The sequence below is a fragment of the Arthrobacter globiformis genome (assembly GCF_030818015.1).
GTDB lineage: Bacteria > Actinomycetota > Actinomycetes > Actinomycetales > Micrococcaceae > Arthrobacter > Arthrobacter globiformis_C.
Genome location: NZ_JAUSZX010000001.1, coordinates 4,498,214 through 4,521,683, shown reverse-complemented (window position 1 = coordinate 4,521,683; position 23,470 = coordinate 4,498,214). Strand labels below are relative to the sequence as shown.

Sequence of the window (23,470 nt, the reverse complement as noted above, 5' to 3'; positions counted from 1 at the left end):
ACGTCCCGCCGTCGTCCGCTTCCCTTAAGCGCAACGGACGAACACTTGTGGCCGCCACTGCAGGGGCCACAAGTGTCCGTTCGCGCTAAGAAGTCAGCTACACCAGCGGCCACGGGTAACGCATGCCGGTGCGGTCCACCGGCAGCACCGGTTCGTGCAGCAGGCGCCGCACCCGCCGCTGTAGGGCGGTGACCTCCGAACCGTCGAGGAGTTCGGCCACGTCGGCGGGCACGGCGTCGGCGAGCGGAGCGATGTCGTCGAGCAGGGCCTCCGGGATGGGTTCACCCGCGAAGTCCCAGATCACGGTGCGCAGTTTGAAGATTGCCGAGAAGCACAGCCCGTGGTCGATGCCCCACACCCGCCCGTCGTCACCGTGCAGCACGTGCCCGCTCTTGCGGTCCGTGTTGTTGGCGACGTAATCGAACAGGGCGATCCGCGCCAGGTCGCGGTGCGTCTCCGGGACGTCAGCGTACAGGGTGAAGTAATGCTCGCTGAAGTCGCAGTCGATGAACCACTGCAGCGAACCGATCCCCAACGGCGCCTCCTCGCGGATCACCGTCGTCGGCACGATTCCCCAGCCCAAGGACTCGCTGAGCAGGTATGCCGCGCGCTCCCGCCGGTACAGCCCGGGCTCGAAGTCGGACAGCGGGCGCTCTCCGGCCTCCGGCTTATACACGGCATAAGAAGAGTCGTCCCCAGAGGAGACCTCCACCAGGAACGTCTCGTTGCTGCTGCGCGGGATGCGCCCGAGCAGCTCAACCTGGCCCTCGGCGAGGAGGGCCAGTTCCCGTCCGGACACCGGCTGTCTCATGTCACGGCACCTTGACCTTCACGCCCGCAGCCCGCTCAGCGGTTCCGACGTCGAATTCACCATGAGCACGGAGGGATCCTGACCGTCCGAATAGGAGATGGCCGAGACCGACCCCGGGCTGATGACGATCCTCTGGAAGAGGTCCAGGTGCGTGCCCAGGGCGTGGGCGACGGCCGCCTTGATCGGGTCGGCATGGGAAAAGCAGACGACGACGCCCCCGGCGTGCACCGTGCCTAGCACCTCGAGCGCTCCGACGATCCGCGCCTGCATCTGCGTGAAGCTCTCGCCGTTGGGAAAGCGGAAGGCCGCCGGGTTGCGCTGCACGGTCTGCCATTCCGGCAGGCCGGCCAGTTCGGAGAGTGCGACGCCGGTCCACTCACCGAAGTCGCATTCGATCAGGCCGGCCTCCTCCCGCACCTCAAGTCCTGTGCTCGTTGCCGTGGGCTCCGCCGTCTCGCACGTTCGCTCCAGCGGGGAAGAGTAGACAGCGTCGACCGGCAGGCCCGCCAGCCGTTCCGCCACCCGCTCGGCCTGGGCCCGGCCACGGTCGGACAGGTGCAGTCCCGGTGCCCGTCCCGGCAGCACCATGCCCGTGGTGGGCGTCTCCCCGTGGCGCACCAGAAGGAGGAGCGTGCTCTCCGGTTTCGACGGCGGTGCGGACGGCGCCGGCGGCGTTGCTGCAGTCACAGCAATAAGCGTAGCGGCAGGGGCCCCGCCCGAGCTTGCGAGGGAAGGGGGAGCCGCGGTGCGGGAATCGGAGGAAAGTGCTCGATTCAGCGCACCGTCGAGGACTACGGTAGAGGGGTGAGTGATCGTCCCGATATCTTCACCGTTGGCGAACTGCGTGCAGCCGGCCATGTCCACAAGGACCTGCGCCACGAGATCCGCGACAACCTGATCGCGGCGCTCGCCGCCCGGCGCGATCCGTGGCCCGGGTTGTTCGGATTCAGCCGGACCGTCCTGCCGCAGCTTGAGCGTGCCCTGATCGCCGGCCACGACGTCGTCCTGCTCGGCGAACGCGGGCAGGGCAAGACCCGGCTGCTCCGCACCTTGGCCGGGCTGCTGGACGAGTGGTCGCCGGTGATCGAGGAGTCGGAACTCAACGAGCACCCGTACGAACCGATCACCGAGCAGTCCCGTGCCCGTGCCCTCACCGAGGGGGACCGGATGCGGGTGGCATGGCGCCACCGCTCGGAACGGTACGTCGAAAAGCTTGCGACGCCGGACACCTCCGTCGCCGACCTCATCGGGGACGTCGACCCGATGCGCGTGGCCGAAGGCCGCCGGCTCGGGGACCCCGAAACCATCCATTACGGCCTCGTCCCGCGCTCAAACCGCGGCATCATCGCCATCAACGAGCTGCCGGACCTCGCCGAGCGGATCCAAGTGTCGATGCTCAACGTGATGGAGGAACGCGACATCCAGATCCGCGGCTACGTGCTGCGGCTGCCGCTCGACGTGCTCGTCGTCGCGTCCGCCAACCCGGAGGACTACACCAACCGCGGCCGGATCATCACGCCCCTGAAGGACCGCTTCGGCGCCGAGATCCGCACCCACTACCCGATCGAGCTGGATGACGAGGTCTCCGTCATCCGGCAGGAGGGGAAGCTGGTGGCCGACGTCCCGCCAGTCATCCTCGAGATCCTGGCCCGCTACACCCGGGCCCTGCGGCAGTCGCCGGCCATCAACCAGACCTCCGGGGTGTCCGCACGGTTCGCCATCGCCGGTGCCGAAACCGTCGCCGCGGCTGCCCTGCGCCGGGCCAGCGTGCGCGGGGAGGACCCGGCCGTGGCCCGCATCATCGACCTGGAGACCGCGGTGGAGGTCCTCACGGGAAAGATCGAGTTTGAGTCGGGTGAGGAAGGGCGCGAGCAGGGGGTCCTGGACCACCTGCTGCGCACGGCCACAGCAGAAGCCGTCCGGGCACACTTCCAGGGCCTCGACATGGGCCCGCTCGTGGCCGCCCTCGACGGCCACACCACCGTGACCACCGGGGACCAGGTCACGGCGCGGGAGTTCCTCGAGAACCTTCCGTCCCTCAACGGATCAAGCCTCTACGACAAAATCGGTGAGCGCCTGGGCGCGAAAAACGACGGTCAGCGCGCCGCCGCCGTCGAACTTGCGCTGGAGGGCCTCTACCTCGCCCGGCGGATCTCCAAGGAGTCCGACGACGAGGAAACGGTGTACGGCTAGGCACAGTTTCTGCTCGGTACAGGAGGCATGATGACCCTGCACAACCGGTCCAGGTACGGCCGGTACGCCGGTGGTCCGGACCCGCTTGCCCCGCCGCTGGACCTGGCAGAGGCGCTTGACGCGATCGCCGAAGACGTCATGGCAGGCTACTCACCCCGGCACGCCCTGCAGGAGTTCCTGCGGCGCGGCGGCCGGGACCGCGAAGGGCTCGACAACCTGGCCCGGCGCGTCCAGCAGCGACGGAGTGAACTGCTGGGCCGGCACCGGCTGGACGGCACCCTCAACGAGGTCAAGAAGCTGCTCGACGCCGCGGTGCTGGAAGAGCGCAAGCAGCTCGCCCGCGACGCCATGATGGACAACACCGAGCGCGCCTTCCGCGAGATGCAGCTGCAGAACCTGCCCCAATCCACGGCGGCGGCGGTCAACGAACTGGCCTCCTACGACTGGCAGTCGAGCAGCGCCCGGGAAGCCTATGACAGGATCAAGGACCTGCTGGGCCGTGAAGTCCTTGACCAGCGGTTTGCCGGTATGAAGCAGGCGCTCGAAAACGCAACCGACGAAGACCGCGAAGCCGTCAGCGAGATGCTGCGCGACCTCAACGAACTGCTCGGCAAGCACCGACGCGGCGAGGATACCGACGCGGATTTCCGCGAGTTCATGGCCAAGCACGGTGGCTTCTTCCCGGAGAATCCGCAGTCCGTCGAGGAACTGGTGGACGCCCTCGCCAAGCGCGCGGCCGCAGCCCAGCGGCTCCTGCAATCGATGTCCGCCGAACAGCGCGAGGAGCTGATGCGGCTATCCGCCCAGGCGTTCGGCTCGGCCGAACTCATGGCCCAGCTCAATCAGCTCGACGACAGCCTGCGCGCGCTGCGCCCCGGCGAGGACTGGAACGGCTCCGAGCGCTTCGGGGGCCAGGAAGGACTTGGCTTGGGCGATGGCACCGGCGTGCTGCAGGACATCGCGGAGCTCGACGAGCTGTCCGAACAGCTCTCCCAGCACTACAACGGGTCCACCCTCGACGACCTGGACCTGGATGCCCTGGCCCGCCAGCTCGGGCAGAACGCCGCCGTGACGGCCCGCACCCTCGCAGAGATCGAGCGGGCCATGCAGGACGGCGGCTACCTGCGGCGCGGGGCCGACGGTGACCTCAGGCTGTCACCCCAGGCCATGCGGCGGCTCGGGAAATCGCTGCTGCGGGACACCGCCAAGCAACTGTCCGGCCGGCAGGGCGGGCGGGACACACGCGTCGCCGGGGCGGCGGGCGAGCAGACCGGCTCCAGCCGGCAGTGGGAGTTCGGGGACGCCGAGCCGTGGGACGTCACCCGCACCATGACCAACGCCATCCGGCGCACCATGGCCGAGGGCGGTGATCCGGGCCGGGGACTGCACCTCGCCGTCGGCGATATCGAGGTGACGGAGACGGAGGCCCGGACCCAGGCCGCCGTCGTCCTCCTTGCCGACGTGTCATTCTCGATGGCGGCAGAGGGGCGGTGGGTGCCGATGAAACGCACGGCGCTCGCCCTGCACCACCTCGTCTCGACCCGGTTCCGCGGCGACCGGCTGCAGCTGGTCACGTTCGGGCGTTATGCGCAGTCCATGGACATCGGCGAGCTCACGGCCCTGCCGGCCCTGCGGGAACAGGGAACCAACCTGCACCACGGTCTGCTGCTGGCCGGACGATTCTTCCGCCAGCACCCGTCGATGCAGCCTGTCCTGCTCGTGGTGACCGACGGCGAGCCCACCGCCCACCTGCTGGCCGATGGCGAGTCGTGGTTCTGCTGGCCGCCGGACCCGGAGACCATCCGCGTCACGGTCGCTGAGCTGGACCGGCTGGCGCGTGCCGGCACGCAGGCCACGTTCTTCAGGCTCGGCGATGACCCGGGGCTTGAACGGTTCGTGAGGCGGCTGGCCCGCCGGATCGACGGCCGGGTGGTGGCACCCGACACCGGGGACCTCGGCGCCGCCGTTGTGGGGGAGTACCTTCGCGCCCACTTCCGCGGCCGCTATTACGATGACGACTGGGCCGCCGGGATTTGAGGTCAGGCGGCTGCCAGCACAGGTGCGGCGCGCGGGAGAGCTACAAGCGTCGGCGCCAGAATGCTGAACCGGTAGTCGCGCTGGAGCGGATCGACCTGCAGCGGAAGGTGGTGGGAGCGGGCGCAGCCGCGGAGCTCCTCCATCGCCTGGGGTTCCACACTGGCAAGGGTCATATCCAGTTCCAGTGCCAGCCCCGGGACCAGCGAGTCGGTGCGCTTCATGACGTCGTACAGGCCCTGAATGCTCTGGACAGTCACATGACCCTGCGTCTTGACCTGGGCTTTGGCGCCGTCGAGGTCAACGCTGACCAGCACCCGCAGCTTCTCATTCACTAAGTTGTCTCCCCAATTTAGAAAGGGCCACCACGCTGTGGCCCCCGACTACGATAGGGGAATGTGAGCTGCGTTACAAGTTCAGGCTGACCCGTCCCCGCCCGGCTGAGGCATTCGGCGCAGTAGTAAGGACTTGCCGGGCTGATCATTCGAAGGAGCTTCGATGTCTGCTGTTGCGATTGGACGTCTGCAGGGAGCGTTTCTGGTGGTGAACGGCCTTTGGCCGCTTGTTCATATGCCCAGCTTTGAGGCTGTCTTCGGGCCGAAGACCGACAAATGGCTGGTCCGGACGGTAGGGGGTCTTCTTCTGACCAACGGACTGGCCCAGCTTCGGGCCGGCAGCAGCCCCGGGGACGTACAACACGCCAGGCAGCTCGGCATTGGCACTGCTGCAACGCTCGCTGCCGCCGATTTCATCTACGTGGGGAACGGCACCCTCAGCAGGATGTACCTGCTGGATGCTGCGGCTGAACTCCTGTGGATCTCCCTTTGGCGCCGCCAGAGGCGCGCGGAGCTGCCCTAGGTCACTGCCGTCGCGTTGGCCGGGGAACCCGTGGCTCCCGTGATGTTCAGCGGCTTGATCGTGACGAAAGCGTCCCAGCTGCCTGTGGTTTTCATGTGCCGGCTGAGCGGGCCGAGGAGGGGCTGAAGGCGGGTGTCCCCGAACTGCGGCGCGCTGCCAACCGGCTCGCTGAACTGCTGGATGGCGCCGTCTACTGAGGAAAGCGGGTCTCTGAATGGCACAGATGCCGCCGGCCACCATTGAGGTGAGTGACGCCGTCGTCCATGCCCTCATCCGGGACCAGCGCCCGGACCTTGCCGCCCGCTCCCTGGTGCGGGTGGCCAATGGCTGGGACAACGCGACCTTCCGGCTCGGTAGCGATCTGGCGGTCCGACTGCCGCGCCGGGCCGAAGCCGTGCCGCTGATCCTGCATGAGCAGCAGCATCTTCCCGGTATCGCCAGCCGGTCCCCGGTTCCGGTGCCCGTCCCCGTCCATGCCGGGCAGCCGGCGTCGGACTTTCCCTGGCCCTGGAGCATCGTGCGGTGGATTCCCGGCGCACCGGCGGTCGACGCGCGGCCCGCGGACCGCGGGCCGGCCGCTGAAGGCCTCGCTGCCTTTCTAGCTTCCATCCATGTGCCCGCGGATGCAGGAGTCCCGGTGAATCCCGTCCGCGGGGTGCCGCTGGTTGACCGCGACGCGGCGGTTCGGGAAAGGCTCGGGGACCGGGAGCGCTACCCACAGACGGCGAAGTTGGGAGCGCTGTGGGTAGAGGCCTGTGCCGCTGACGTATGGGCTGGTCCGGCGATGATGCTCCACGGGGACCTGCATCCAGCCAACATTCTTTTGGGGGCCGACGGGTCCCTCGCCGGCGTGATCGACTTCGGCGATGTGGGGGCCGGGGATCCCGCCGTTGATCTTGCGGTGGGATGGTTAATGTTCGACGCCGGCGCCCGCCAGCGCTTCATCGGCGCCTTTGGCGCCTCAGTGGACGGGGACACCTGGACGCGAGCCCGTGGCTGGGCACTCGTCCTGTCCACCGCAATGCTGAGCAACTCCGACGACAATCCGCGGATGTTCTCCGTGGGGGAGTTCGGGATCAGGCAGGTCCTGGCGGGCTGAGCCGGCGTTTTGCGCGGGCCGGGGCGGTAGGGTGGGGCGCATGGAGATGCGCCTTGAAGTTGTGCAAGTGCCGGTGGCCGACGTGGACGCCGCCAAGTCGTTCTACGTGGAGAAGCTGGGCTTCGTCCTGGACCACGACGTGGAGCACATCCCCGGCATGAGGGTGGTGCAGCTGACGCCGCCCGGTTCTGCTGCTTCGATCGTCATCGGCACGGGCATGACCAGCATGCCACCGGGGAGCCTGGAGGGTCTGCAGCTCGTGGTGCCCGACATTGACGCCGTCCGCGCGGAGTTGCAGGAGCGTGGAGCCGGCATCAGCGAGATCCAGGACATGGGCGGCGTGCTGTTCGCCTTCCTCAGCGACCCGGACGGCAACCGCTGGGTCATCCAGGGCGCAACGCCCCGGGAGGTTAAGAACGCGCACCTGGACCCCGTCGTTTCATAACGACTTCATAAGGGTGCTTATCATTTCCCGCGGAGCTCAATAAACTTGGTCCATGGAACCGCTGGTGTCAATCGCGTTGGTGTTTGCGGTGGCGCTGCTTTGGCTCATTGTTCCGGTGCTGCTGCTTTCGAGAATCAATCGGGATGAGCGGCAGGCTATGAGGCAGCAGCGGAAGGCGCTGCGAATGAAGGAGCGCCAGAGCCACAAGAACCACGTCCCAAAGCGCGCTGTTCTGGCCCGCAAGCGTGGATTCAAGCTTGCCAGGCGGCACTCCGAGTCGAAGCCGCCGGCGCGTCCGTCCTCCAGCTAGGCCTGAGACCGAGGCTCTACCACTGAAAACCATCCGGCGTTAGGATGCCGTGTGACTTTCACCCATGGATACGCGGCTAACGGCGACCTGCGGATGTACTACGAGGTGCACGGCCAGTCGGCAACCGACAAACCGCCGCTGCTCCTCATTCCCGGCGGTGGCTCCACCATCCAGACGAACTTCGCCAGCATCATCCCGCTGCTGTCCGCCCAGCGGCAGGTGATCGCAGTTGACGAGGAGGGCCACGGACGAACCGCGGCGACCGGCCGGCCGCTCACCGCCGAAAACTCGGCCGGGGACGTCCTGGCGGTCCTCGACCAGCTGCAGCTGGACTCGGTGGACGTGCTCGGTTTCAGTGCCGGCGGCCACACTGCCCTTTCGCTTGCGATGCAGCACCCGGCCAGGGTGCGCCGCCTCATCGCCGCCTCCACATTCTTCAGCCGGGACGCATTGCCCGGCGAATTCTGGGAGGGCATGAAAACTGCCACGCTGGACAACATGCCGGCCGCCTACAAGGACGCCGACCGCAGCCTCAATCCAGACCCAGGGCACCTCGAGCGGCTTTTCGAGCTTGACCGGCAACGGATTGTCGGCTTCCCCGGCTGGTCCGAACAGGATCTCGGCAGGATCACCGCGCCAACCCTGGTACTTTGCGCCGACCAGGACGTCATGGGTCCCGAGCACGCCGTGCGGATGTCCCGCGCCATCCCCAGAGCCCGGCTCCTGATTGTGCCCGGCGGCCACGGCGACTACCTCGGCGAACTCGCCGCCAGCGACGGCGACCTGCAGGCCATGCGCGCGACCCTTCCGCACCTTCGGCGCTTCCTCGATTCGTAGGGAACCGAGTAGGCCGGTGCCGCCCACGAGTACAGGGCCTTCGTTGCTCATGGTGTTTTCCTCACTGTTTGATGGACTGGTGGAACGTCAGTCGCGTCCCTGCCAGGTGCAGATGTCAACCACATTGCCCTCAGGATCGATGAGGGAGACCCACGCAGGTGCATAGCGGTCACCAAGGACCCGTCCGCCGGCGGCCAGGACCGCGTCGATGCGCGCCTGCGCCTGGTCGTGCGGGACCGAGACGACCATGTGGATGCGGTTGCGCGGCGGAACGAACTCCTTGTCCTGGAACCACGCCGGTGGGCCGATAAGGTTCGGTTCGATCAGGTCCTCGTCCCCGACGGCGATGTAGCCCAGCGCCGCCCGCCAGAACTCCATCACGGCCGGCCGATCCGCGGCGTCGAACGCCAGCTGGACGTGCTGCACCGCCGAAGGATCCGGCTTCAGCCCCAGCCGGGCGGCAATGCGTGAGATGCTGCGGGCAAGCTCGAGGTCGCGGTCGCTCAGACCCACACCCGGAGTGATGACCTGGACGGTGACGGTGTCCGGCCTGAGATCCACCAGCGGGGCGTGGCCGAGCTCCTCTGCGGCCTCCGCGATCGCGGCAACAAGCCTGGCGCCGGTGCCGAAGCTCCCGGTCTCGTAGAGGGTTTTCGCGCCCCAGAAGAGCACGCGCCACTCCGCGACGCCCTCGGCGGATGAGAAGTCTGCATCGGAAATCGCTGTTGCCGGACTCCCGCGCCGGCGGTCAATGGGGCCGTCCTGGCAGCTAGTAGGCTTCTTTTCGGTTGGCTTCACGCCAAAGCACTATTGGCAATCTTTCGGGAGAAATTTCATGAAGTACAGCTGGGCCACGTTCACTGCCGTTCTCGGAACCATCCTGTGCCTGGGGGCGGCAGCGGCTGGCGCGGCACCTGACGAAGGAACAATCGACGTCTACGGCACACCCGTGCGGGTGGCCATTGCGGCAGACGGCACGGCCTACCTCGGCAATTACGGCCAGGGCGGCGGCATCTTTGTGGTTCCTTCCGGGGCCACCACACCGTCCCGAACCATCAGCACCGGAGGCCACGTCACCACCGGGCTCGCGCTCGGCCCGGACGGCACCCTCTACGTGGCGACGGCGGAGGGGGACCAGAGCGCCCTCGGCGTCATTCCGGCCGGGGCGGCGAACGTGGAACGGACCATTCCCATTTCCCCCGGGCTGCACGCGCTCGCCGCCGGACCGGACGGAACGGTGTACGTCGCCAACCCCGCGGGAAACACCGTCTCCGTCATTGCGCCGAACGGGACAGCGGTGGATCGGACCATCGCAGTCGGGGCGGGACCGGCGGAAATCGCGGTGACCACCAAGGACGGAACGGCGTTCGTGACCAACCAGACCGCCGGCTCGGTCTCCGTGATCCCGGCAGGGGCGGATGCCGTCTCGAAGACCATCGAGCTGGTCTCGGACACCGGAACATCGGAGCAGCCGCACGGGATCGCTGCCGGACCAGACGGAACCGTCTACGTAGCCAACATCGCGTCAAATGACATCGCCGTCATCAAACCCGGCGCCGACGCCGTGGCTGACCGGATCTACGTCGAGGGCGGGCCCCAGGATGTGGCCGTTGCACGGGACGGCTCAGTGTACGTGACGAGCCTGCTGACCCAGAAGCTGTCCGTGATCCGTCCGCACGCGAAGGAAGCGGGAGGCTCCATCCCCACCGACGCCGGCCCCGGTCACCTGGCGGTGGCCCCTGACGGTTCGGTCATCGTGATCAGCCCGGGTACGTCGCCGGGCGACGGCGCGGTGGTCCGGTACTCCGCGGCGGCCCTGGTAGCGGCGTCGCAAGGCTCGACGCCGGCTGCGTCCGGGGCGCCGACGGCGGCTGCACCGGCCGAAACCGCTCCGGAAGCGGCGGCACAACCATCCGGCGGTTCCTGGAACGCCCTGCCAGCCGTGGCTGGCGGGGTCGCGGCAGTCGTCGTCGGCGTCGCTGTTTGGATTCTGGTGAATGGCCGACGCCGGAAGGCGGGGCTGGCCGCCGGCACCAGCCGGGCGGACTAGCGGGCTGTAACATCGTCCACATCCGTATTTGAAAGGGGACCAGTGCGCGCAACAGTCAAAGACGTCGCGCGCCGTGCCGGGGTTTCACCCAAGACTGTCTCGAATGTGATGAACGGCGTGGTGCCGGTCAGCGGAGCCACCAGGCTTAAGGTGGAGCAGGCCATCCTCGAACTCGACTATGTGCCCAACCTCTCCGCCCGCGGCCTGCGCAACGGCAGGTCGGGCGTCATCGCCCTTGCCCTGCCGGACCTGGCCACGCCGTACTCCGCAGAGATCGCGCACCACGTGGTGGAGGTCGCCCACGAACAGGGGTGGAGCGTCCAGATCGAGGAAACAGGGTCCGATCCCCGCCGCGAATACGAACTGATGTCCCGGGCGCGGTCCAACCTCATTGACGGCCTGATCCTCAACCCCGTAGTGCTGGACGAGAGCGCCGTCAAGGTGGGCGTCTCCCTGCCCCCGGTGGTCCTGCTGGGCGAGGTGTCACAGCAGCTCGCCGACCGAGTTTGGGTGGACAGTGTTGCCGCCGCCCGGGACATGACCCTCGTGCTGGCCCGGGCGGGCCGGCGCCGCATCGCCGTGCTGGGGACTGCCGAAGGACGGCACTCGGCAGCGGCAGTTCTGCGCACCCGCGGCTACCAGGCCGCGCTTGGGGAACTCGGCATTGACCCGGACGGCTCGCTGTTGATCCCCTGCGAGAAGTGGACGCCCCAGACTGCTGCGGGTGCGCTCGCCTCCTATCTGGATTCGCACCCGCTCCCGGACGCTCTGTTCTGCTTCACCGACTCCATGGCCATTGGCGCGCTCAGCGTGCTGTGGAAGCGGGGAATCAAGGTCCCGGACGACGTGGCCGTGGCTGGCTTTGACGACATCGCCGATGGCCAATATGCCGTTCCGTCGCTCACCACCGTCTCCTTCGACAAGCGCCGCGTGGCCAGCGAGGCCCTCCGCCTCCTCACCGAGCGGATGGCCGACAGGTCCGGAGAGCAGCGGGTGGTCACCGTCGACTACAGCATCGTGGAGCGGGAGAGTACCCGCAGCTAAACAAGACCGTGCCCTCGCATTGTTGGCGCTAACAATTTTTCCTTGTGCTAGCTTTTACAACGATGTAATGTGAGGTCTGCGTCACACGCCAGTCCTCACCGGATCCGGGATGCAGCGGATCGGAGCGGCTGGCGTGGTGCCACAAGGATTACTTTCAGCGGACCCATCCAAAGGAGTGACGGGTGAAGCAGTTTGATTTTTTCGCCGGGAAACAGTTGCCCGGCAAACAGGTGTCCCGGCGGCAGTTGCTGGCGGGAACCGCGGCTCTGGGCAGTGTGTTGGCCGCGGCCGGACTCACGGGCTGCGGCGGAACCGCCTCGGCGGCGGCCGTCCGGGACATTGCGTTCTGGCATCTGCTGTCCGGCGGCGACGGCATCAAGATGCAGGCCATGATCAGCGCGGCGAACGGGGCCAATCCCGGCTTCAAGGTTCATCCGACGGTCCTCGCGTGGGGTCCGCCGTACTACACCAAGCTGGCTATGGCGTCAGCCGGCGGCCGCCCCCCGGAGCTTGCCATCATGCACGCCAGCCGTGTCCCCGGCTATGCGCCGGGCGGACTCATCGACCCATGGGACATGTCCTTGCTGGCTGAACACGGTGTGACGGCCGAGAGCTTCGCACCGAGGATCTGGGACAAGAGCCAACAGAACGGCCAGGTTTTTTCCATTGCCCTGGACTCCCATCCCTTCGTGATGTTCTACAACACCGACGTCGCTGGCAAGGCAGGGGTACTCGCCGCCAACGGGCAGTTGCAGGAGGTGACTTCTCCGCAGGACTTCCTTGCGGTGGCCCGCGAGATGCAGAAGGTGACGCAGGCGCACGGCCTGTCCTTCGGCTACCTCGGCAGCGGATCCCAGATGTGGCGCCTGTTCTACACGCTCTACAAGCAGCATGGGGCGGACATGGCACTCACTCCGGGCCAGCCGATGAAGGCCGACCGGGATGCCGCCGTCGAGTCCCTGGAGTTCATGGCCTCGCTGTTCGATGACACCGTCGCCGCCAAGAGCGGGGACATTGGGACGGGTATCGCCGAATTTGCCCGCGGCGGTTCGGGGATGCTGTTCAGCGGCGTCTGGGAACTTCCCACCTTCAAGAAGGCAGGCCTGCCCGTCGATGCCGCCACCATCCCCACGCTCTACGGGACGCCGGCGTCCTACGCGGACTCGCATTCCTTCGTCCTGCCCCGGCAGCTGAACGTCGACGAGGAGAAGCGGCGCGACGTGTACAAGTTCGTTAGCGACATCCTCAAGGGGTCGCTGTCCTGGGCCGAGGCCGGCCACATTCCGGCTTACCAGCCGATTGTGCAGTCGCAGGCTTACAAGGAACTCACGCCCCAGATCCACTACGCCAACGCCGCGGACATCATCGCCTACGATCCCGAGGCCTGGTTCAGCGGCTCGGGCTCGGACTGGCAGACCTACTTTGCGGAAAACGTGCAGAACGTACTCCTCGGCCGCGACAAGGCAGCCGATGGCTGGGACGCCTTTGTGCGGCGCACCAACACCCTTCTTTCCCGGCCCAACCCGGTCTGAGGCCACTGGGCGAGAAACACTGAGCGACAAAGGAGTCCCCGATGAGTTCCTTAGCAACATCCCAAGACGCCGAGCGTGAGGCGTCGTCCCTACCTAGCCAGCCACGCAGAAGCCCGTCCCGTAACAACGCGTCCGGTTCAGAAACCTCCAGTCCCCGCCGGACCCGGGACAACCTCAACGGCTGGGGCTTTGCCGCCCCGTTCCTGGCGTTCTTCCTGGTGTTCCTCGTCTGGCCGCTTCTGTACGGCCTGTACATGAGCCTCACCGGCAAGTCCCTCACCGGCGCCAACGACAGCCTGATCGGCCTGGCCAACTACGCCGAAGCCCTGGCCGACGCCGACATGTGGCATTCCCTCGGCAACACGCTTTACTTCACGGTGATCAGCACGGTCCCCCTGGTGCTCGTTGCCCTCGTCATGGCCGCACTGGTGAACGTCGGGCTGCCGGCGCAGTGGCTGTGGCGGCTCTCCTACTTTGCCCCTTACCTGCTTGCCTCCACTGTGGTCTCCCTCTTCTTCTCCTGGATGTACAACCCGCAACTGGGCCTCATCAACGACTCCCTGGCGAAAATCGGGCTGCCCAAGGTGGCCTGGCTGAACGACCCGAATGTGGCGATGTGGGCCATCGTCATCGCCACCCTCTGGTGGACGGTGGGCTTCAATTTCCTGCTCTACCTGGCGGCCATGCAGAACATTCCCGCGCAGCACTACGAGGCCGCGTCGCTGGACGGGGCCGGTGCCTGGCGGCAGTTCTTCGCCATCACCCTGCCGCAGCTCACCCCGACCACCGTGATGATCGTGCTCCTGCAGGTCCTGGCCTCGCTGAAAATCTTCGACCAGGTGTACCAGATGACGGCTGGCGGCCCGTCGGGTTCCACCCGGCCCGTGGTGGAGTACATCTTCGAAACCGGCTTCACCGGCTACCGGCTGGGCTACTCCGCAGCCATCTCCTACATCTTCTTCGGGCTGATCGTGGCCGTCTCGGTCATGCAGTTCTTCATCACTCGCCGCAGGAGTGCATAACCATGGCAACCCAGACCCTCACCCGACCCGCCGCCCGCAGCGTGTCCGCCACACAACTCCGCCAGCCCCGCAAGAAGATGACAGCGGGCAGGGCCGCCGTCCTGGCGGTCGCCGCAATCCTGGCCGTCCTCTGGCTTGTTCCCTTCGCCTGGGCAACCGTCACCGCCTTCAAGAGCGAAACGGACGCCGCGGCGCCGAAAGTAAGCTGGATCCCGCCGTCGGGCTTTACGGCCGACGCGTTCGTCAAGGTGTTCCAGGACGGGAACATCCCGCTGTGGACGTGGAACTCCCTCTACACCTCCGCCGCCATCACCGTGATCACGCTGGCCATCTCCGCACTGGTGGCCTATGCCCTGTCCCGCATCGACTTCCGCGGCAAGAAGGTGCTGATGACCGTGATCATCGCCTCCATCATCATCCCGCCGCCGGTGCTGATCATCCCGCTGTTCTACCAGATGGTGGCGCTGCACATGATCGACACGTCGTGGGCCATCATCCTGCCGCAGGTCATCCACCCCGCCATGGTGTTCGTGCTCAAGAAGTTCTTCGACCAGATCCCGCGTGAGCTCGAGGAGGCCGCAGTGATGGACGGCGCCAGCCGGATGCGGATCTTCACTCAGATCATCCTGCCGCTCTCACGCCCCATCCTGGCCGCCGTGGCGATCTTCGTCTTCATCAGCGCCTGGAACAACTTCCTCTGGCCCTTCATCTCCACCAACGACGGGTCAATCCTGACCCTGCCGGTGGGGCTGCAGACCATCAAGAGCGCCTACGGCATCCAGTACGCACAGAACATGGCATCCGCGCTGCTCGCGGCGCTGCCGCTCATCCTGGTCTTCCTGTTCTTCCAGCGCCAGATCATCAAGGGCGTTGCGACGACGGGACTCGCCGGCACCTGACCTAAGCCCCTTCGCTGTCCACTGACCATCAACGAACCTGTTCCACAACCAAGGAGATACCCCACATGTCCCGCGCAAGGATCACCCTCGACCGCGACTTCACCATCGGGGAAGTACCCCGCCGCCTTTTCGGCTCCTTCGTTGAGCACATGGGCCGCTGCGTCTACACCGGCATCTACGAGCCCGGCCACCCGGAGGCCGACGAAAACGGCTTCCGGCAGGACGTACTCAAGCTCGTCAAGGAGCTCGGCGCCACCGTCATCCGCTACCCCGGCGGCAACTTCGTCTCCGGCTACAACTGGGAAGACGGCATCGGCCCCCGGGAAAACCGCCCCCGCCGGCTCGACGGCGCCTGGCACACCCTCGAGACCAACGCCTTCGGCCTGCACGAGTTCGTGGACTGGTCCCGGCAGGCGGGCACCGAAATCATGGAAGCCATCAACCTGGGCACCAGGGGAGTGGACGCGGCCCGCGAAATCGTGGAGTACGCCAACCACCCGGGCGGCACCTACCTGTCCGACCTGCGCGCCAAGAACGGGCACAAGGACCCGTTCAACATCAAGCTGTGGTGCCTCGGCAACGAGATGGACGGGCCCTGGCAGATCGGCCACAAGACCGCCGAAGAATACGGCCGGCTGGCCCAGGAAGCCGCAAAGGCAATGCGGTTCGTGGACCCGGACATCGAACTGGTGGCCTGCGGCAGCTCCAACTCTGGCATGCCGACGTTCGGCGCCTGGGAGCAGACCGTGCTGGCCCACGCCTACGAGGAGGTGGACTACGTCTCGCTGCACGCCTACTACCAGGAGCACGACGGCGACGTCGGCAGCTTCCTCGCCAGCGCCGTCGACACCGACTACTTCATCGAATCGGTGATTGCCACCGCAGACGCCGTCCGCGCAAAAGGCAAGCACAAGAAGCACATCAACCTGTCCTTCGACGAGTGGAACGTCTGGTACCAGAGGGGCCTCGACACCGAGGACCAGCCGCACAACGTCTCCAAGGCGGGCTGGCGCGAGCACCCCCGGGTCATTGAGGACAAGTACAACGTGACGGACGCCGTCGTCGTCGGCACCCTGCTCAACTCGCTGCTCCGGCACGGCGACCGGGTCAAGATCGCCAACCAGGCGCAGCTGGTCAACGTGATTGCGCCGATCTTCAGCGAGGAGAACGGCCCGGCCTGGCGCCAGACCATCTTCCACCCCTTCGCCCGGATGGCCGAGCTCGCGACGGGCCAGATCCTGCGCCTGTCCGTCGACTCTGACAAGTACGGGAATGCCCGGTTCGGTGACACCGACCTCGTCGACGTCAGCGCGACCTGGAACGAGGAAACCGGCAGGGTGGCGCTGTTCTTCGCGAACCGCGGCCTGGAGGAAGCAGCCGAAGTCGAGGTGGCCCTGCGTGGCTTCGATGCCCGCCAGGTGCTCCGTGCCGAGGTCCTGGAAATCCCGGAGGGCGGGGACCGTTTCACGATCAACACCCAGGGCATCCCGGACCGCGTGGGCCTGAAGCCGCTCGACGGGGCGAAGGCAAGCGGCTCCGAGCTCCGGCTGACCCTCCCGGCGCTGTCCTGGGCCGTCGTCGAGCTGGACGTGGTCAAGAACTAAAGGCAAGACGACGACGGCGGGAAGGTCCCGCCGTCGTACGTCCCTTGCACTTGCGTGCTACGCGGGATAGACGGCGATGGCGGTGGCTTTGATGACGAAGTAGACGGTCATCCCGGGTGTGAGTCCGAGGTCTGCCGAGGCTGCCGGGGTGATGTCCGCGGACAGTCCGCCGGCGTGGACGCGGATCTGGTCGCCGTGGGGTTCCAGGTCTGTGATGGTGACGGCGAACGAGTTCCGCGGGCTGCCGTGTTCAGCGCCCAGGAAGACCGAGACCGCCGTCGGCGAAAAGACGGCGACGCCGTCCTGGCCGGGGACGGCACCGTCCTCGGGGTGCGCGGTGATGTCCAGTCCGCCGTCGGACGAGAGCCCGTGGCCTGTGATGGTTCCGGGGAGGAGGTTCATGCCCGCCAAACCGGCAGCGAACTTGCTGCGCGGTTTTTCCAGGACGCCGCGGGTGGGTCCTTCCTCGGTGATCCGCCCTCCTTCGACGACGATGGCCCGATCGGCAAGCATGAGGGCGTCCAGGACGTCGTGTGTGATGATGATGGCCCGGCGGTTGGCGAGGACGCGTTTGAGGAGCCTGCGCAGCATGGGGGCCGCATGGATGTCGAGGGCAGCCATGGGTTCGTCGAGGAGCAGCAGCTCGGGGTCCGTGGCCAGCGCGCGGGCGATGGCGACGCGCTGTGCCTGTCCGCCCGAGAGGTGGCCGGGGCGCCGGTCCGCGAACTCCGCGGCCTCCACTTCAGCCAGCCAGTGCCGCGCCGTCTGCATCGCACTGGCCCGGTTCGCGCCGGCCGCCCGCGGTCCGAAGGCGACGTTCTCCAGCACGCTCATGTGCGGAAACAGCAGCGGCTCCTGCGCGAGCAGTGCCGTTCCCCGGGCGTGCGGCGGCAGAAAGTGGCTGTTCCCGCCGTCGAGGTTGAACAGCGTCTGCTCTCCGAGCACTGCGTGCCCGCAGTCCGGGCGGAGGAGCCCGGCGATGATCCCCAGCAGCGTCGACTTGCCGGCTCCGTTGGGCCCCAGCACGGCGACGGTTTCAGCGCGCCCGAGCGTGAGCCCGACGTCGAAGTTGCGCGCGTGCAGCGCAGCGTTGAGTGTGAAGGTCATGCTGTTGGTCCTGCCTCTGCCGCCAGCGCCCGGGGACGCCGGTAGGAAAGTCCGACGACGGCAACGGCCACCGCGACCAGCACCAGTGAGAGCGCGACGGCGGCATCGGCGTCGGTTTCCCGCTGCAGGTAGATCTCCAGGGGCAGGGTGCGTGTGACCCCCTGCAGGCTGCCGGCGAAGGTCAGGGTGGCGCCGAACTCCCCAAGGCAGCGCGCGAAGGACAGCACGGCGCCGGAAGCCAGTCCCGGAAGCACCAGCGGGATACTGACGCGGCGCAGTACCGTGGTGGGGCGCGCGCCAAGGGTCGCCGCGACGGCTTCGTACTTGGTTCCGGCCGTCCTGAGTGCCCCCTCCAGGCTGACCACCAGGAACGGCAGCGCCACGAATGTCTGCGCGAGAACGACGGCGGTAGTGGAGAAGGCGATCTGGATCCCCGCCAGCTCCAGGCTCCGCCCGAGCAGGCCCTGCCGGCCGAACGTGTAGAGCAGGGCGATGCCGCCGACGACGGGCGGCAGGACCAGGGGGAGAAGCACGAAGGCCCGCAGCAGCCGCTGGCCCGGGAACCTGGCCCGGGCCAGGACGAGTGCCAGGGGCACGCCCAGCACGATGCACAGCAGGGTACTGGCGGCCGAGGTCCGCAGGCTCAGGCCTAGCGCGGTGAGGGAGGACTCCGAGGTGATGAGCGGGATGAACTGCCCCCAGTTCACCTTGGCCACCATGGCGGCCAGCGGCAGCAGGACAAACAGAGCCCCTGCCGCCGCGAGGGCGAACACCCACGGCGGGACACCGGTGTATCCGGTGTCCCGCCTGTTTGTTTTGCGGACCGTCCAAGCCTTGCTACGGGGTGCCGAAACCGGCGTCACTGAGGACCTTCCTGCCTTCGCTGCCCGTGACCATGGCGATGAAGGCCTCGGCCAGTTCCTTGTTCTTGCTGCTGCCCACAGTGGCGATCGGGCAGGTGTTCACGGCATGGTCCGACTCGCTGAACGTGATGCCCTTGACCTTGCCGCCTGCGTTCCTGACGTCGGTGACGTAGACCAGGCCGGCGTCGGCTTCCCCGGAGGTGACCTTGCCCAGGACATCGGTGACGGATGATTCCTCGCTGACGGGTTTCAGGGTGGTTCCGGTGGCCTTTTCCACCGTCTCCGTGGCGGAGCCGCAGGGCACCTGCGGCGCGCAGACCACCACCTTGACGCCCGGCTTCGCCAGGTCGGCGAAGGAACTGATCGACGCCGGGTTGGCCTGCGGAACCGCGATCTCCAGGACGTTGGTGGCGAAGTTGCTCGCCGTTCCGTCGATGAGCTTGGCATCGGAGAGCTTGGCCATGTTCTTGGTGTCGGCGGAAGCGAACACGTCCGCCGGAGCACCCTGGGTGATCTGGGTGACCAGGTCCGAGGACCCGGCAAAGTTGAGCGTGACCTTTGTGCCCGGGTTCGCGGCTTCGAATTCGGAGGCGATTTTGGTGAAGCTCGCCTTCAGCGACGCGGCGGCAAACACGGTTACGGTGCCGGACAGCTTCTGGGCGCCGCTGGTGCCGGCCGCCGTCGAGCTGCTGGCCGCGGTATTGGAAGCAGCGCAGCCGGACAGCCCGGCGGCAAGGACGCCGGCAGCCAGCAGGGCGCTGATGCGCACGCTGGTGATGCTCATATGATGCTCTTTCCCTGGGGTGTCTCGATGATGACCGTGGTGGCTTTGACGACGGCGGTGGCCACGGAGCCGAGTTCAAGGCCGAGCTCCCTGACGGCTTCGCTGCTCATCAGGGAGACGACGCGGAACGGGCCGCACTGCAGCTCCACCTGGGCCATGACCTTGTCCGCAGTGATGCCCGTGACCAGGCCAACGAACCGGTTGCGTGCAGAGCTGCCCACGCGGGTGGGGTCCTCGGGCAGCTGCGCCTGCTCGCGGGCGAGATGCGCGAGTTCAAGTCCCTCGACGGCCAGCCGGCCGGAGGCGTCCTTCACCGGGGTCAGGGTCCCGTTCTCGGTCCAGCGGCGGACGGTGTCGTCGCTGACGCCCAGGAAGCGCGCTGCTTCGGAGATGCGGATTTTCGGCATGTCACCATATTCCACTATTTGCGGTTGTTTCGGCAGTATTTTACCGCAAATCCGAATATGGCTGCTGATTCTGCTCGCTGGGAGGCCGAAACCTGACGTGATGGCGGGATTCGAACCCGCGTAAACGGTTTTGCAGACCGCTCCCTGACCTCTCGGGCACACCACGTACCCGTAGCCTAGGCAAGCTCTGGCCCGGAGTCTCCTGTGTGTAGAACTCCGTCGTCACGTTGCGTTCTTCGTCACCCACTGCACGCATTTTGGCTTGTTCTGTTACGCCCCGCTTCGGCCGGTGAAGCTGCGTTTCCATGCGCGTCAGTTCGTTGCAGCCGGGGTTGGGAAGCCGGCAGCGAGGTGCTTGATTGGGTGTACATGCTTCGAAAGGACTCGCCATGACGGAACTCTCAGACCTCAGCCCGCGCCGGATCCGCAACGTGCTGGGCCACTTCGCAACGGGCCTGACCGTGATCACCGCGGCCACCGAGAACGGCCCTGCCGGGTTCACGTGCCAGTCCTTTGCATCCCTCTCGCTGGAACCGGCGCTGGTGACCTTCAGCCCGGCGCGGACCTCCAGCACCTGGCCGCAGCTGCGCCAGGCGGGCCGCTTCACCGTCAACATCCTCCCCGCTGACCACCAGCACCTCGCGGCCCAGTTCGCCCGGTCCGGAGCGGACAAGTTCGCCGGCGTTGACCACTCGCCGTCGCCTCTCGGCAACCCTGTCCTCGACGGCGCCCTGGCCTGGGTGGACTGCGAGCTGCACCAGGAGTATGACGGCGGCGACCACACCATTGTGGTGGCCGCGGTCCACGCGCTGAGCGCCCGTTCCGACGTCGATCCCCTCCTCTTCTTCAAGGGCGACTACGTCTCCGTGCAGCCACGGGCCAAGATCCTGGAGGGCGTCGCATGACACGGGTCAAGGCCACGTCACGGCGGCGTGGCCGCCGGCACGCGCAGCCGGAAATAAGCGACGACGTGTGGCAGCCTGCGGAGGACTGGGAGGCCATCGAGGTGGGGGCCACAGTTGAAGTCACGCTTCCCGCCGGGCACTCGTACACTGGCCACATCGACTCCAAAACGCGGGACTCCGGCCTGGTGTGGATCATCAGTTCCGCCGGGCAGGGCCGCCAGATGTACGGCAACCGCGACGGAGTCCGCCTCCGGCCGGCATCAGGCAGGCGGGAATGAGCGCCCTCCTGCTGTCCGCGGCCTTCATTGCTTTCCTCGCGGCGGGCGGTGTGTGGGCAGCTCTGCCGCTGCTGACCGGCTCGTGGAGCTCGGGACCAGTGCGGAGATCCCGGGGAACACCGCGCACGAGTACACGCGGCAGCTGAGCAGCCCATTCCCGGCCGGCATGTGCTGGCGGTCCGAGGGGCTCGCCGCTACGAGCCCCGGCTTTCGAACCGCTCCCTTCGGCGGCGATGCGCCTGCTCGACCAGTTCGATCATCCACGGACGGTGCCCCTGGCGGAACGTCATCCCGTCAGGCAGCCCCTGGACTGAGGGGACGGAATTGGCAATGTCGATGGTGATGCGGCCACCGCCCAGTGGCGCGTTGGTGATGTGGAGGTCCCCAAAGGACTTCGGAAGAACGGGATCCATCCATACTCCTCCGGCGGAAACTACCGGGTCATACCGCATCAGGCTCGTCACCAGCTGGATCGGCGCGGTGGCTGCCCAGGCCTGCGGAGAGCACGCCGTCGGATATGGGACGGGGACGGCGAGCTGCTCCCGGCTGAAACCGCAGAACAGCTCCGGCAGCCGGCCGTCGGAGTGCTCGGCGGCGTCCATCATGCCGGTGGCGATCCGCTGCGCCTCGGCCACGAAGCCGTAGCGGAGCAGCCCGGCGGCGACGATCGCGTTGTCGTGAGGCCAGACCGATCCGTTGTGGTAGCTGGCCGGGTTGTAGGCGCCCATGTCGCTGGCCAGGGTGCGCACGCCCCAGCCGCTGAACATTTCCGCGGACATCAGCCGTTCGGCCACCTGGGGAGCCTTGTCCTCGTCAATGAGGCCCTGCAGCAGGCAGTGCCCCATGTTGGAGGCGCACGCGTCGACCTGCCGTTTCTTGCCGTCGAGGGCGATGGCGTAGTACCCGCGCTCAGGGATCCAGAACTGCTCGTTGAACTGTTTCTTCAACCGGGCCGCCCGATCGGAGAGTTCGTTGCCAAGGGCTGTGTCCCCGGCGTCGTATGCCAGCCACGCCCGCGACAGATAGGCGACGTAGACGTAGGCCTGGACCTCGCAGAGTGCGATCGGCGGTTCGGCCAGTTTGCCGTTGGCGAAGTTGATTCCATCCCAGGAGTCCTTCCAGCCCTGGTTGATCAGCCCCTGGTCATTGAGACGCTCGTACTCGACGAAGCCGTCGCCGTCCTTGTCCCCGGATTTCATGATCCACTCAAGGGCCCGGTCCGCATGAGGGAGCAACGCGGCGATAGTATCCGCGGCGAAGCCCCAGCGGCTGACCGCGCCGAGCACCATCAGGAACAGGGGCGTGGCATCGACGCTGCCGTAGTAGTTTGACTTGCCGCCCAGGGACAGCCCACTGGAAACGTCGAGCCGGACCTCATGGAGGATCTTGCCCGGTTCCTCCTCTGTCATGGGGTCCACCACGGATCCCTGGCGGTCCGCCAAGGTCTGCAGGGTGCCCAGCGCCAGGGACGGGTCCACCGGCATCGCCATGACTGAAGCCCACAGCGAGTCCCGGCCGAACAAGGTCATGAACCAGGGCGCCCCGGCGGCCACCACGACACGTTCAGGGTGGTCGGGGTCCTCAATCCGAAGGGCGCCCAGATCGTCGTAGCTGCGGCGCAGGGTCCGTTCAACAGAGCGGTTGCCCATCTGCAGGACCGGGATCTTCGCCACCCACTCCCGCCGGCGGCGGTCCCGAGGCGACAGACCGTCCCCCTCGGAATGGACAAAAGCCATTGCCGATCGGCCCCCTCGGTGCTGGGCAGCACGGTCAGGACTGTGGTCCAGTGACCATGCGCCGGAACCGTAGCCCGGTACGTCACCGCGTCCGCCGAAACGTCCGCACCCGGGGCCTGGACCACCACGCCCTTCCGGATGTCCTGCCACGCCGCCCGGATGGTGAGCGCGCCGCCGTCGGCCTGCCGTTTCTCGTCCCAGCGCCGCAGGATCCGCGCCTCTTTCACCTCGAAGAGGTCCGCGAAGTCCGCCCCGATTTTCAGTGCGATGACGCAGTCGACCGGCTCGAGGGAGAAGTTCCGGACGGTGACCTGTTCCTGGATGCCGGCCCCCACTTCCCGCAGCCGCTCCACGATCAGCGGGCTGTCTGCGTAGCCGTCGGAGCGGGGAACCCGGCCGACGAACAGTGCCCGGTACGGCTCCTTCGTCTCGGCCGCCAGCGGCTCGAGCGCCAGGCCATCAACCGTCAGGCTCCAGCCCGAGAGGATGCGGGCGTCCCGCACGAAAAGGCCATGCGGGTGGTCGGTACTGATGTCCCCGTTTGGCAAGGAAATACAGAAGGACGATCCCTCGACCAAGGTGACTGTCCCGGCACCCAACGGGCCCGCCGCCGTATCAGCATTCCATCCGGCCATCGCGGCCACCTCCGAGT

23 protein-coding genes, 1 tRNA gene and 2 pseudogenes are annotated in these 23,470 nt (G+C 67.1%); 15 read left to right on the top strand and 11 right to left on the bottom strand.

What is annotated here, in order from left to right:
* Positions 1 to 97: 97 nt before the first annotated feature.
* Both QFZ23_RS21185 and QFZ23_RS21180 read right to left on the bottom strand, forming a co-directional pair.
* A complete protein-coding gene (locus tag QFZ23_RS21185) occupies positions 98 to 811 on the bottom strand; it encodes an SCO1664 family protein (protein ID WP_306925989.1) in 714 nt (237 codons plus the stop codon).
* An 18-nt stretch (positions 812 to 829) separates the two neighbouring features.
* On the bottom strand, positions 830 to 1,504 hold the full coding sequence (locus QFZ23_RS21180) for an MSMEG_4193 family putative phosphomutase (RefSeq protein ID WP_306926963.1): 675 nt from the start codon (positions 1,502 to 1,504) through the stop codon (positions 830 to 832).
* A 111-nt stretch (positions 1,505 to 1,615) separates the two neighbouring features.
* Between QFZ23_RS21180 and QFZ23_RS21175 the strand changes: the two genes are divergently transcribed.
* Both QFZ23_RS21175 and QFZ23_RS21170 read left to right on the top strand, forming a co-directional pair.
* The gene (locus tag QFZ23_RS21175) at positions 1,616 to 3,004 is read left to right on the top strand and encodes a sigma 54-interacting transcriptional regulator (protein ID WP_306925987.1); all 1,389 of its coding nucleotides are present in this window, start codon (positions 1,616 to 1,618) and stop codon (positions 3,002 to 3,004) included.
* 30 nt (positions 3,005 to 3,034) lie between these two features.
* Positions 3,035 to 5,041 carry a vWA domain-containing protein gene (locus QFZ23_RS21170; RefSeq protein WP_306925986.1) on the top strand — a complete coding sequence of 669 codons (2,007 nt, stop codon included), beginning with the start codon at positions 3,035 to 3,037 and terminating at the stop codon, positions 5,039 to 5,041.
* Between the two features lie 2 nt (positions 5,042 to 5,043).
* On the opposite strand, the gene QFZ23_RS21165 is transcribed toward QFZ23_RS21170, so the two are convergent.
* Positions 5,044 to 5,373, bottom strand: coding sequence for a hypothetical protein (locus tag QFZ23_RS21165; RefSeq protein ID WP_306925985.1), 330 nt, complete (start codon positions 5,371 to 5,373; stop codon positions 5,044 to 5,046).
* A 163-nt stretch (positions 5,374 to 5,536) separates the two neighbouring features.
* On the opposite strand from QFZ23_RS21165, the gene QFZ23_RS21160 reads away from it, so the two are divergent.
* Positions 5,537 to 5,896 carry a hypothetical protein gene (locus QFZ23_RS21160; protein WP_306925984.1) on the top strand — a complete coding sequence of 120 codons (360 nt, stop codon included), beginning with the start codon at positions 5,537 to 5,539 and terminating at the stop codon, positions 5,894 to 5,896.
* On the opposite strand, the pseudogene QFZ23_RS21155 reads toward QFZ23_RS21160, so the two are convergent.
* Positions 5,893 to 6,012: pseudogene (locus tag QFZ23_RS21155) on the bottom strand (cyclase family protein); the annotation flags it as partial. The gene QFZ23_RS21160 and the pseudogene QFZ23_RS21155 overlap by 4 nt on opposite strands.
* Before the next feature lie 98 nt (positions 6,013 to 6,110).
* Here QFZ23_RS21155 and QFZ23_RS21150 point away from each other — a divergent pair.
* From QFZ23_RS21150 to QFZ23_RS21135, 4 genes are read left to right on the top strand one after another with little or no spacing between them, the layout of a single operon-like run.
* The gene (locus QFZ23_RS21150; protein ID WP_306925983.1) at positions 6,111 to 6,995 is read left to right on the top strand and encodes an aminoglycoside phosphotransferase family protein; all 885 of its coding nucleotides are present in this window, start codon (positions 6,111 to 6,113) and stop codon (positions 6,993 to 6,995) included.
* 40 nt (positions 6,996 to 7,035) lie between these two features.
* Positions 7,036 to 7,440, top strand: a complete 405-nt coding sequence (locus QFZ23_RS21145; protein ID WP_306925982.1) for a VOC family protein — start codon at positions 7,036 to 7,038, stop codon at positions 7,438 to 7,440.
* A 52-nt stretch (positions 7,441 to 7,492) separates the two neighbouring features.
* Positions 7,493 to 7,750 carry a hypothetical protein gene (locus QFZ23_RS21140; protein WP_306925981.1) on the top strand — a complete coding sequence of 86 codons (258 nt, stop codon included), beginning with the start codon at positions 7,493 to 7,495 and terminating at the stop codon, positions 7,748 to 7,750.
* A 51-nt stretch (positions 7,751 to 7,801) separates the two neighbouring features.
* Complete coding sequence (locus QFZ23_RS21135) at positions 7,802 to 8,587, top strand: alpha/beta fold hydrolase (protein ID WP_306925979.1); 786 nt, start codon at positions 7,802 to 7,804, stop codon at positions 8,585 to 8,587.
* Between the two features lie 87 nt (positions 8,588 to 8,674).
* Here the strand turns inward: QFZ23_RS21135 and QFZ23_RS21130 are convergent, their stop codons facing one another.
* Positions 8,675 to 9,385, bottom strand: coding sequence for a VOC family protein (locus tag QFZ23_RS21130; protein ID WP_306925978.1), 711 nt, complete (start codon positions 9,383 to 9,385; stop codon positions 8,675 to 8,677).
* Between the two features lie 37 nt (positions 9,386 to 9,422).
* On the opposite strand from QFZ23_RS21130, the gene QFZ23_RS21125 reads away from it, so the two are divergent.
* From QFZ23_RS21125 to arfA, 6 genes are all read left to right on the top strand, one after another.
* Positions 9,423 to 10,637: a YncE family protein gene (locus QFZ23_RS21125; RefSeq protein ID WP_306925976.1), complete on the top strand. Its 1,215-nt coding sequence runs from the start codon at positions 9,423 to 9,425 to the stop codon at positions 10,635 to 10,637.
* Positions 10,638 to 10,679: 42 nt separating this feature from the next.
* Positions 10,680 to 11,681 (top strand): LacI family DNA-binding transcriptional regulator, encoded by a 1,002-nt coding sequence (locus QFZ23_RS21120; RefSeq protein ID WP_306925975.1) that lies wholly within the window; start codon positions 10,680 to 10,682, stop codon positions 11,679 to 11,681.
* Positions 11,682 to 11,863: 182 nt separating this feature from the next.
* Positions 11,864 to 13,213, top strand: a complete 1,350-nt coding sequence (locus tag QFZ23_RS21115) for an ABC transporter substrate-binding protein (RefSeq protein WP_306925974.1) — start codon at positions 11,864 to 11,866, stop codon at positions 13,211 to 13,213.
* A 41-nt stretch (positions 13,214 to 13,254) separates the two neighbouring features.
* Complete coding sequence (locus tag QFZ23_RS21110; protein ID WP_306925972.1) at positions 13,255 to 14,235, top strand: carbohydrate ABC transporter permease; 981 nt, start codon at positions 13,255 to 13,257, stop codon at positions 14,233 to 14,235.
* 2 nt (positions 14,236 to 14,237) lie between these two features.
* Positions 14,238 to 15,134 (top strand): carbohydrate ABC transporter permease, encoded by an 897-nt coding sequence (locus tag QFZ23_RS21105; protein ID WP_306925970.1) that lies wholly within the window; start codon positions 14,238 to 14,240, stop codon positions 15,132 to 15,134.
* A 65-nt stretch (positions 15,135 to 15,199) separates the two neighbouring features.
* The gene (arfA, locus tag QFZ23_RS21100) at positions 15,200 to 16,738 is read left to right on the top strand and encodes an arabinosylfuranosidase ArfA (RefSeq protein WP_306925969.1); all 1,539 of its coding nucleotides are present in this window, start codon (positions 15,200 to 15,202) and stop codon (positions 16,736 to 16,738) included.
* Positions 16,739 to 16,795: 57 nt separating this feature from the next.
* Here arfA and QFZ23_RS21095 read toward each other — a convergent pair whose 3' ends face one another.
* The 5 genes from QFZ23_RS21095 to QFZ23_RS21075 form a co-directional block, all read right to left on the bottom strand.
* Positions 16,796 to 17,845, bottom strand: a complete 1,050-nt coding sequence (locus QFZ23_RS21095) for a sulfate/molybdate ABC transporter ATP-binding protein (RefSeq protein ID WP_306925967.1) — start codon at positions 17,843 to 17,845, stop codon at positions 16,796 to 16,798.
* The gene (locus tag QFZ23_RS21090; protein WP_306925965.1) at positions 17,842 to 18,708 is read right to left on the bottom strand and encodes an ABC transporter permease; all 867 of its coding nucleotides are present in this window, start codon (positions 18,706 to 18,708) and stop codon (positions 17,842 to 17,844) included. Before QFZ23_RS21090 ends, QFZ23_RS21095 begins: the two co-directional genes overlap by 4 nt.
* Positions 18,683 to 19,492 carry a molybdate ABC transporter substrate-binding protein gene (modA, locus tag QFZ23_RS21085; RefSeq protein ID WP_306925964.1) on the bottom strand — a complete coding sequence of 270 codons (810 nt, stop codon included), beginning with the start codon at positions 19,490 to 19,492 and terminating at the stop codon, positions 18,683 to 18,685. The genes QFZ23_RS21090 and modA overlap by 26 nt, the downstream gene beginning before the upstream one ends.
* Positions 19,489 to 19,899, bottom strand: a complete 411-nt coding sequence (locus QFZ23_RS21080; RefSeq protein ID WP_306925962.1) for a TOBE domain-containing protein — start codon at positions 19,897 to 19,899, stop codon at positions 19,489 to 19,491. Before QFZ23_RS21080 ends, modA begins: the two co-directional genes overlap by 4 nt.
* Positions 19,900 to 19,994: 95 nt before the next feature.
* Positions 19,995 to 20,065 (bottom strand) — tRNA-Cys (locus tag QFZ23_RS21075).
* Positions 20,066 to 20,288: 223 nt separating this feature from the next.
* Here QFZ23_RS21075 and QFZ23_RS21070 point away from each other — a divergent pair.
* Positions 20,289 to 20,804, top strand: coding sequence for a flavin reductase family protein (locus tag QFZ23_RS21070; RefSeq protein WP_306925961.1), 516 nt, complete (start codon positions 20,289 to 20,291; stop codon positions 20,802 to 20,804).
* Positions 20,801 to 21,082, top strand: coding sequence for a hypothetical protein (locus QFZ23_RS21065; RefSeq protein ID WP_306925959.1), 282 nt, complete (start codon positions 20,801 to 20,803; stop codon positions 21,080 to 21,082). Before QFZ23_RS21070 ends, QFZ23_RS21065 begins: the two co-directional genes overlap by 4 nt.
* 194 nt (positions 21,083 to 21,276) lie before the next feature.
* Here the strand turns inward: QFZ23_RS21065 and QFZ23_RS21060 are convergent.
* Positions 21,277 to 23,453: pseudogene (locus QFZ23_RS21060) on the bottom strand (amylo-alpha-1,6-glucosidase).
* Between the last annotated feature and the right edge of the window lie 17 nt (positions 23,454 to 23,470).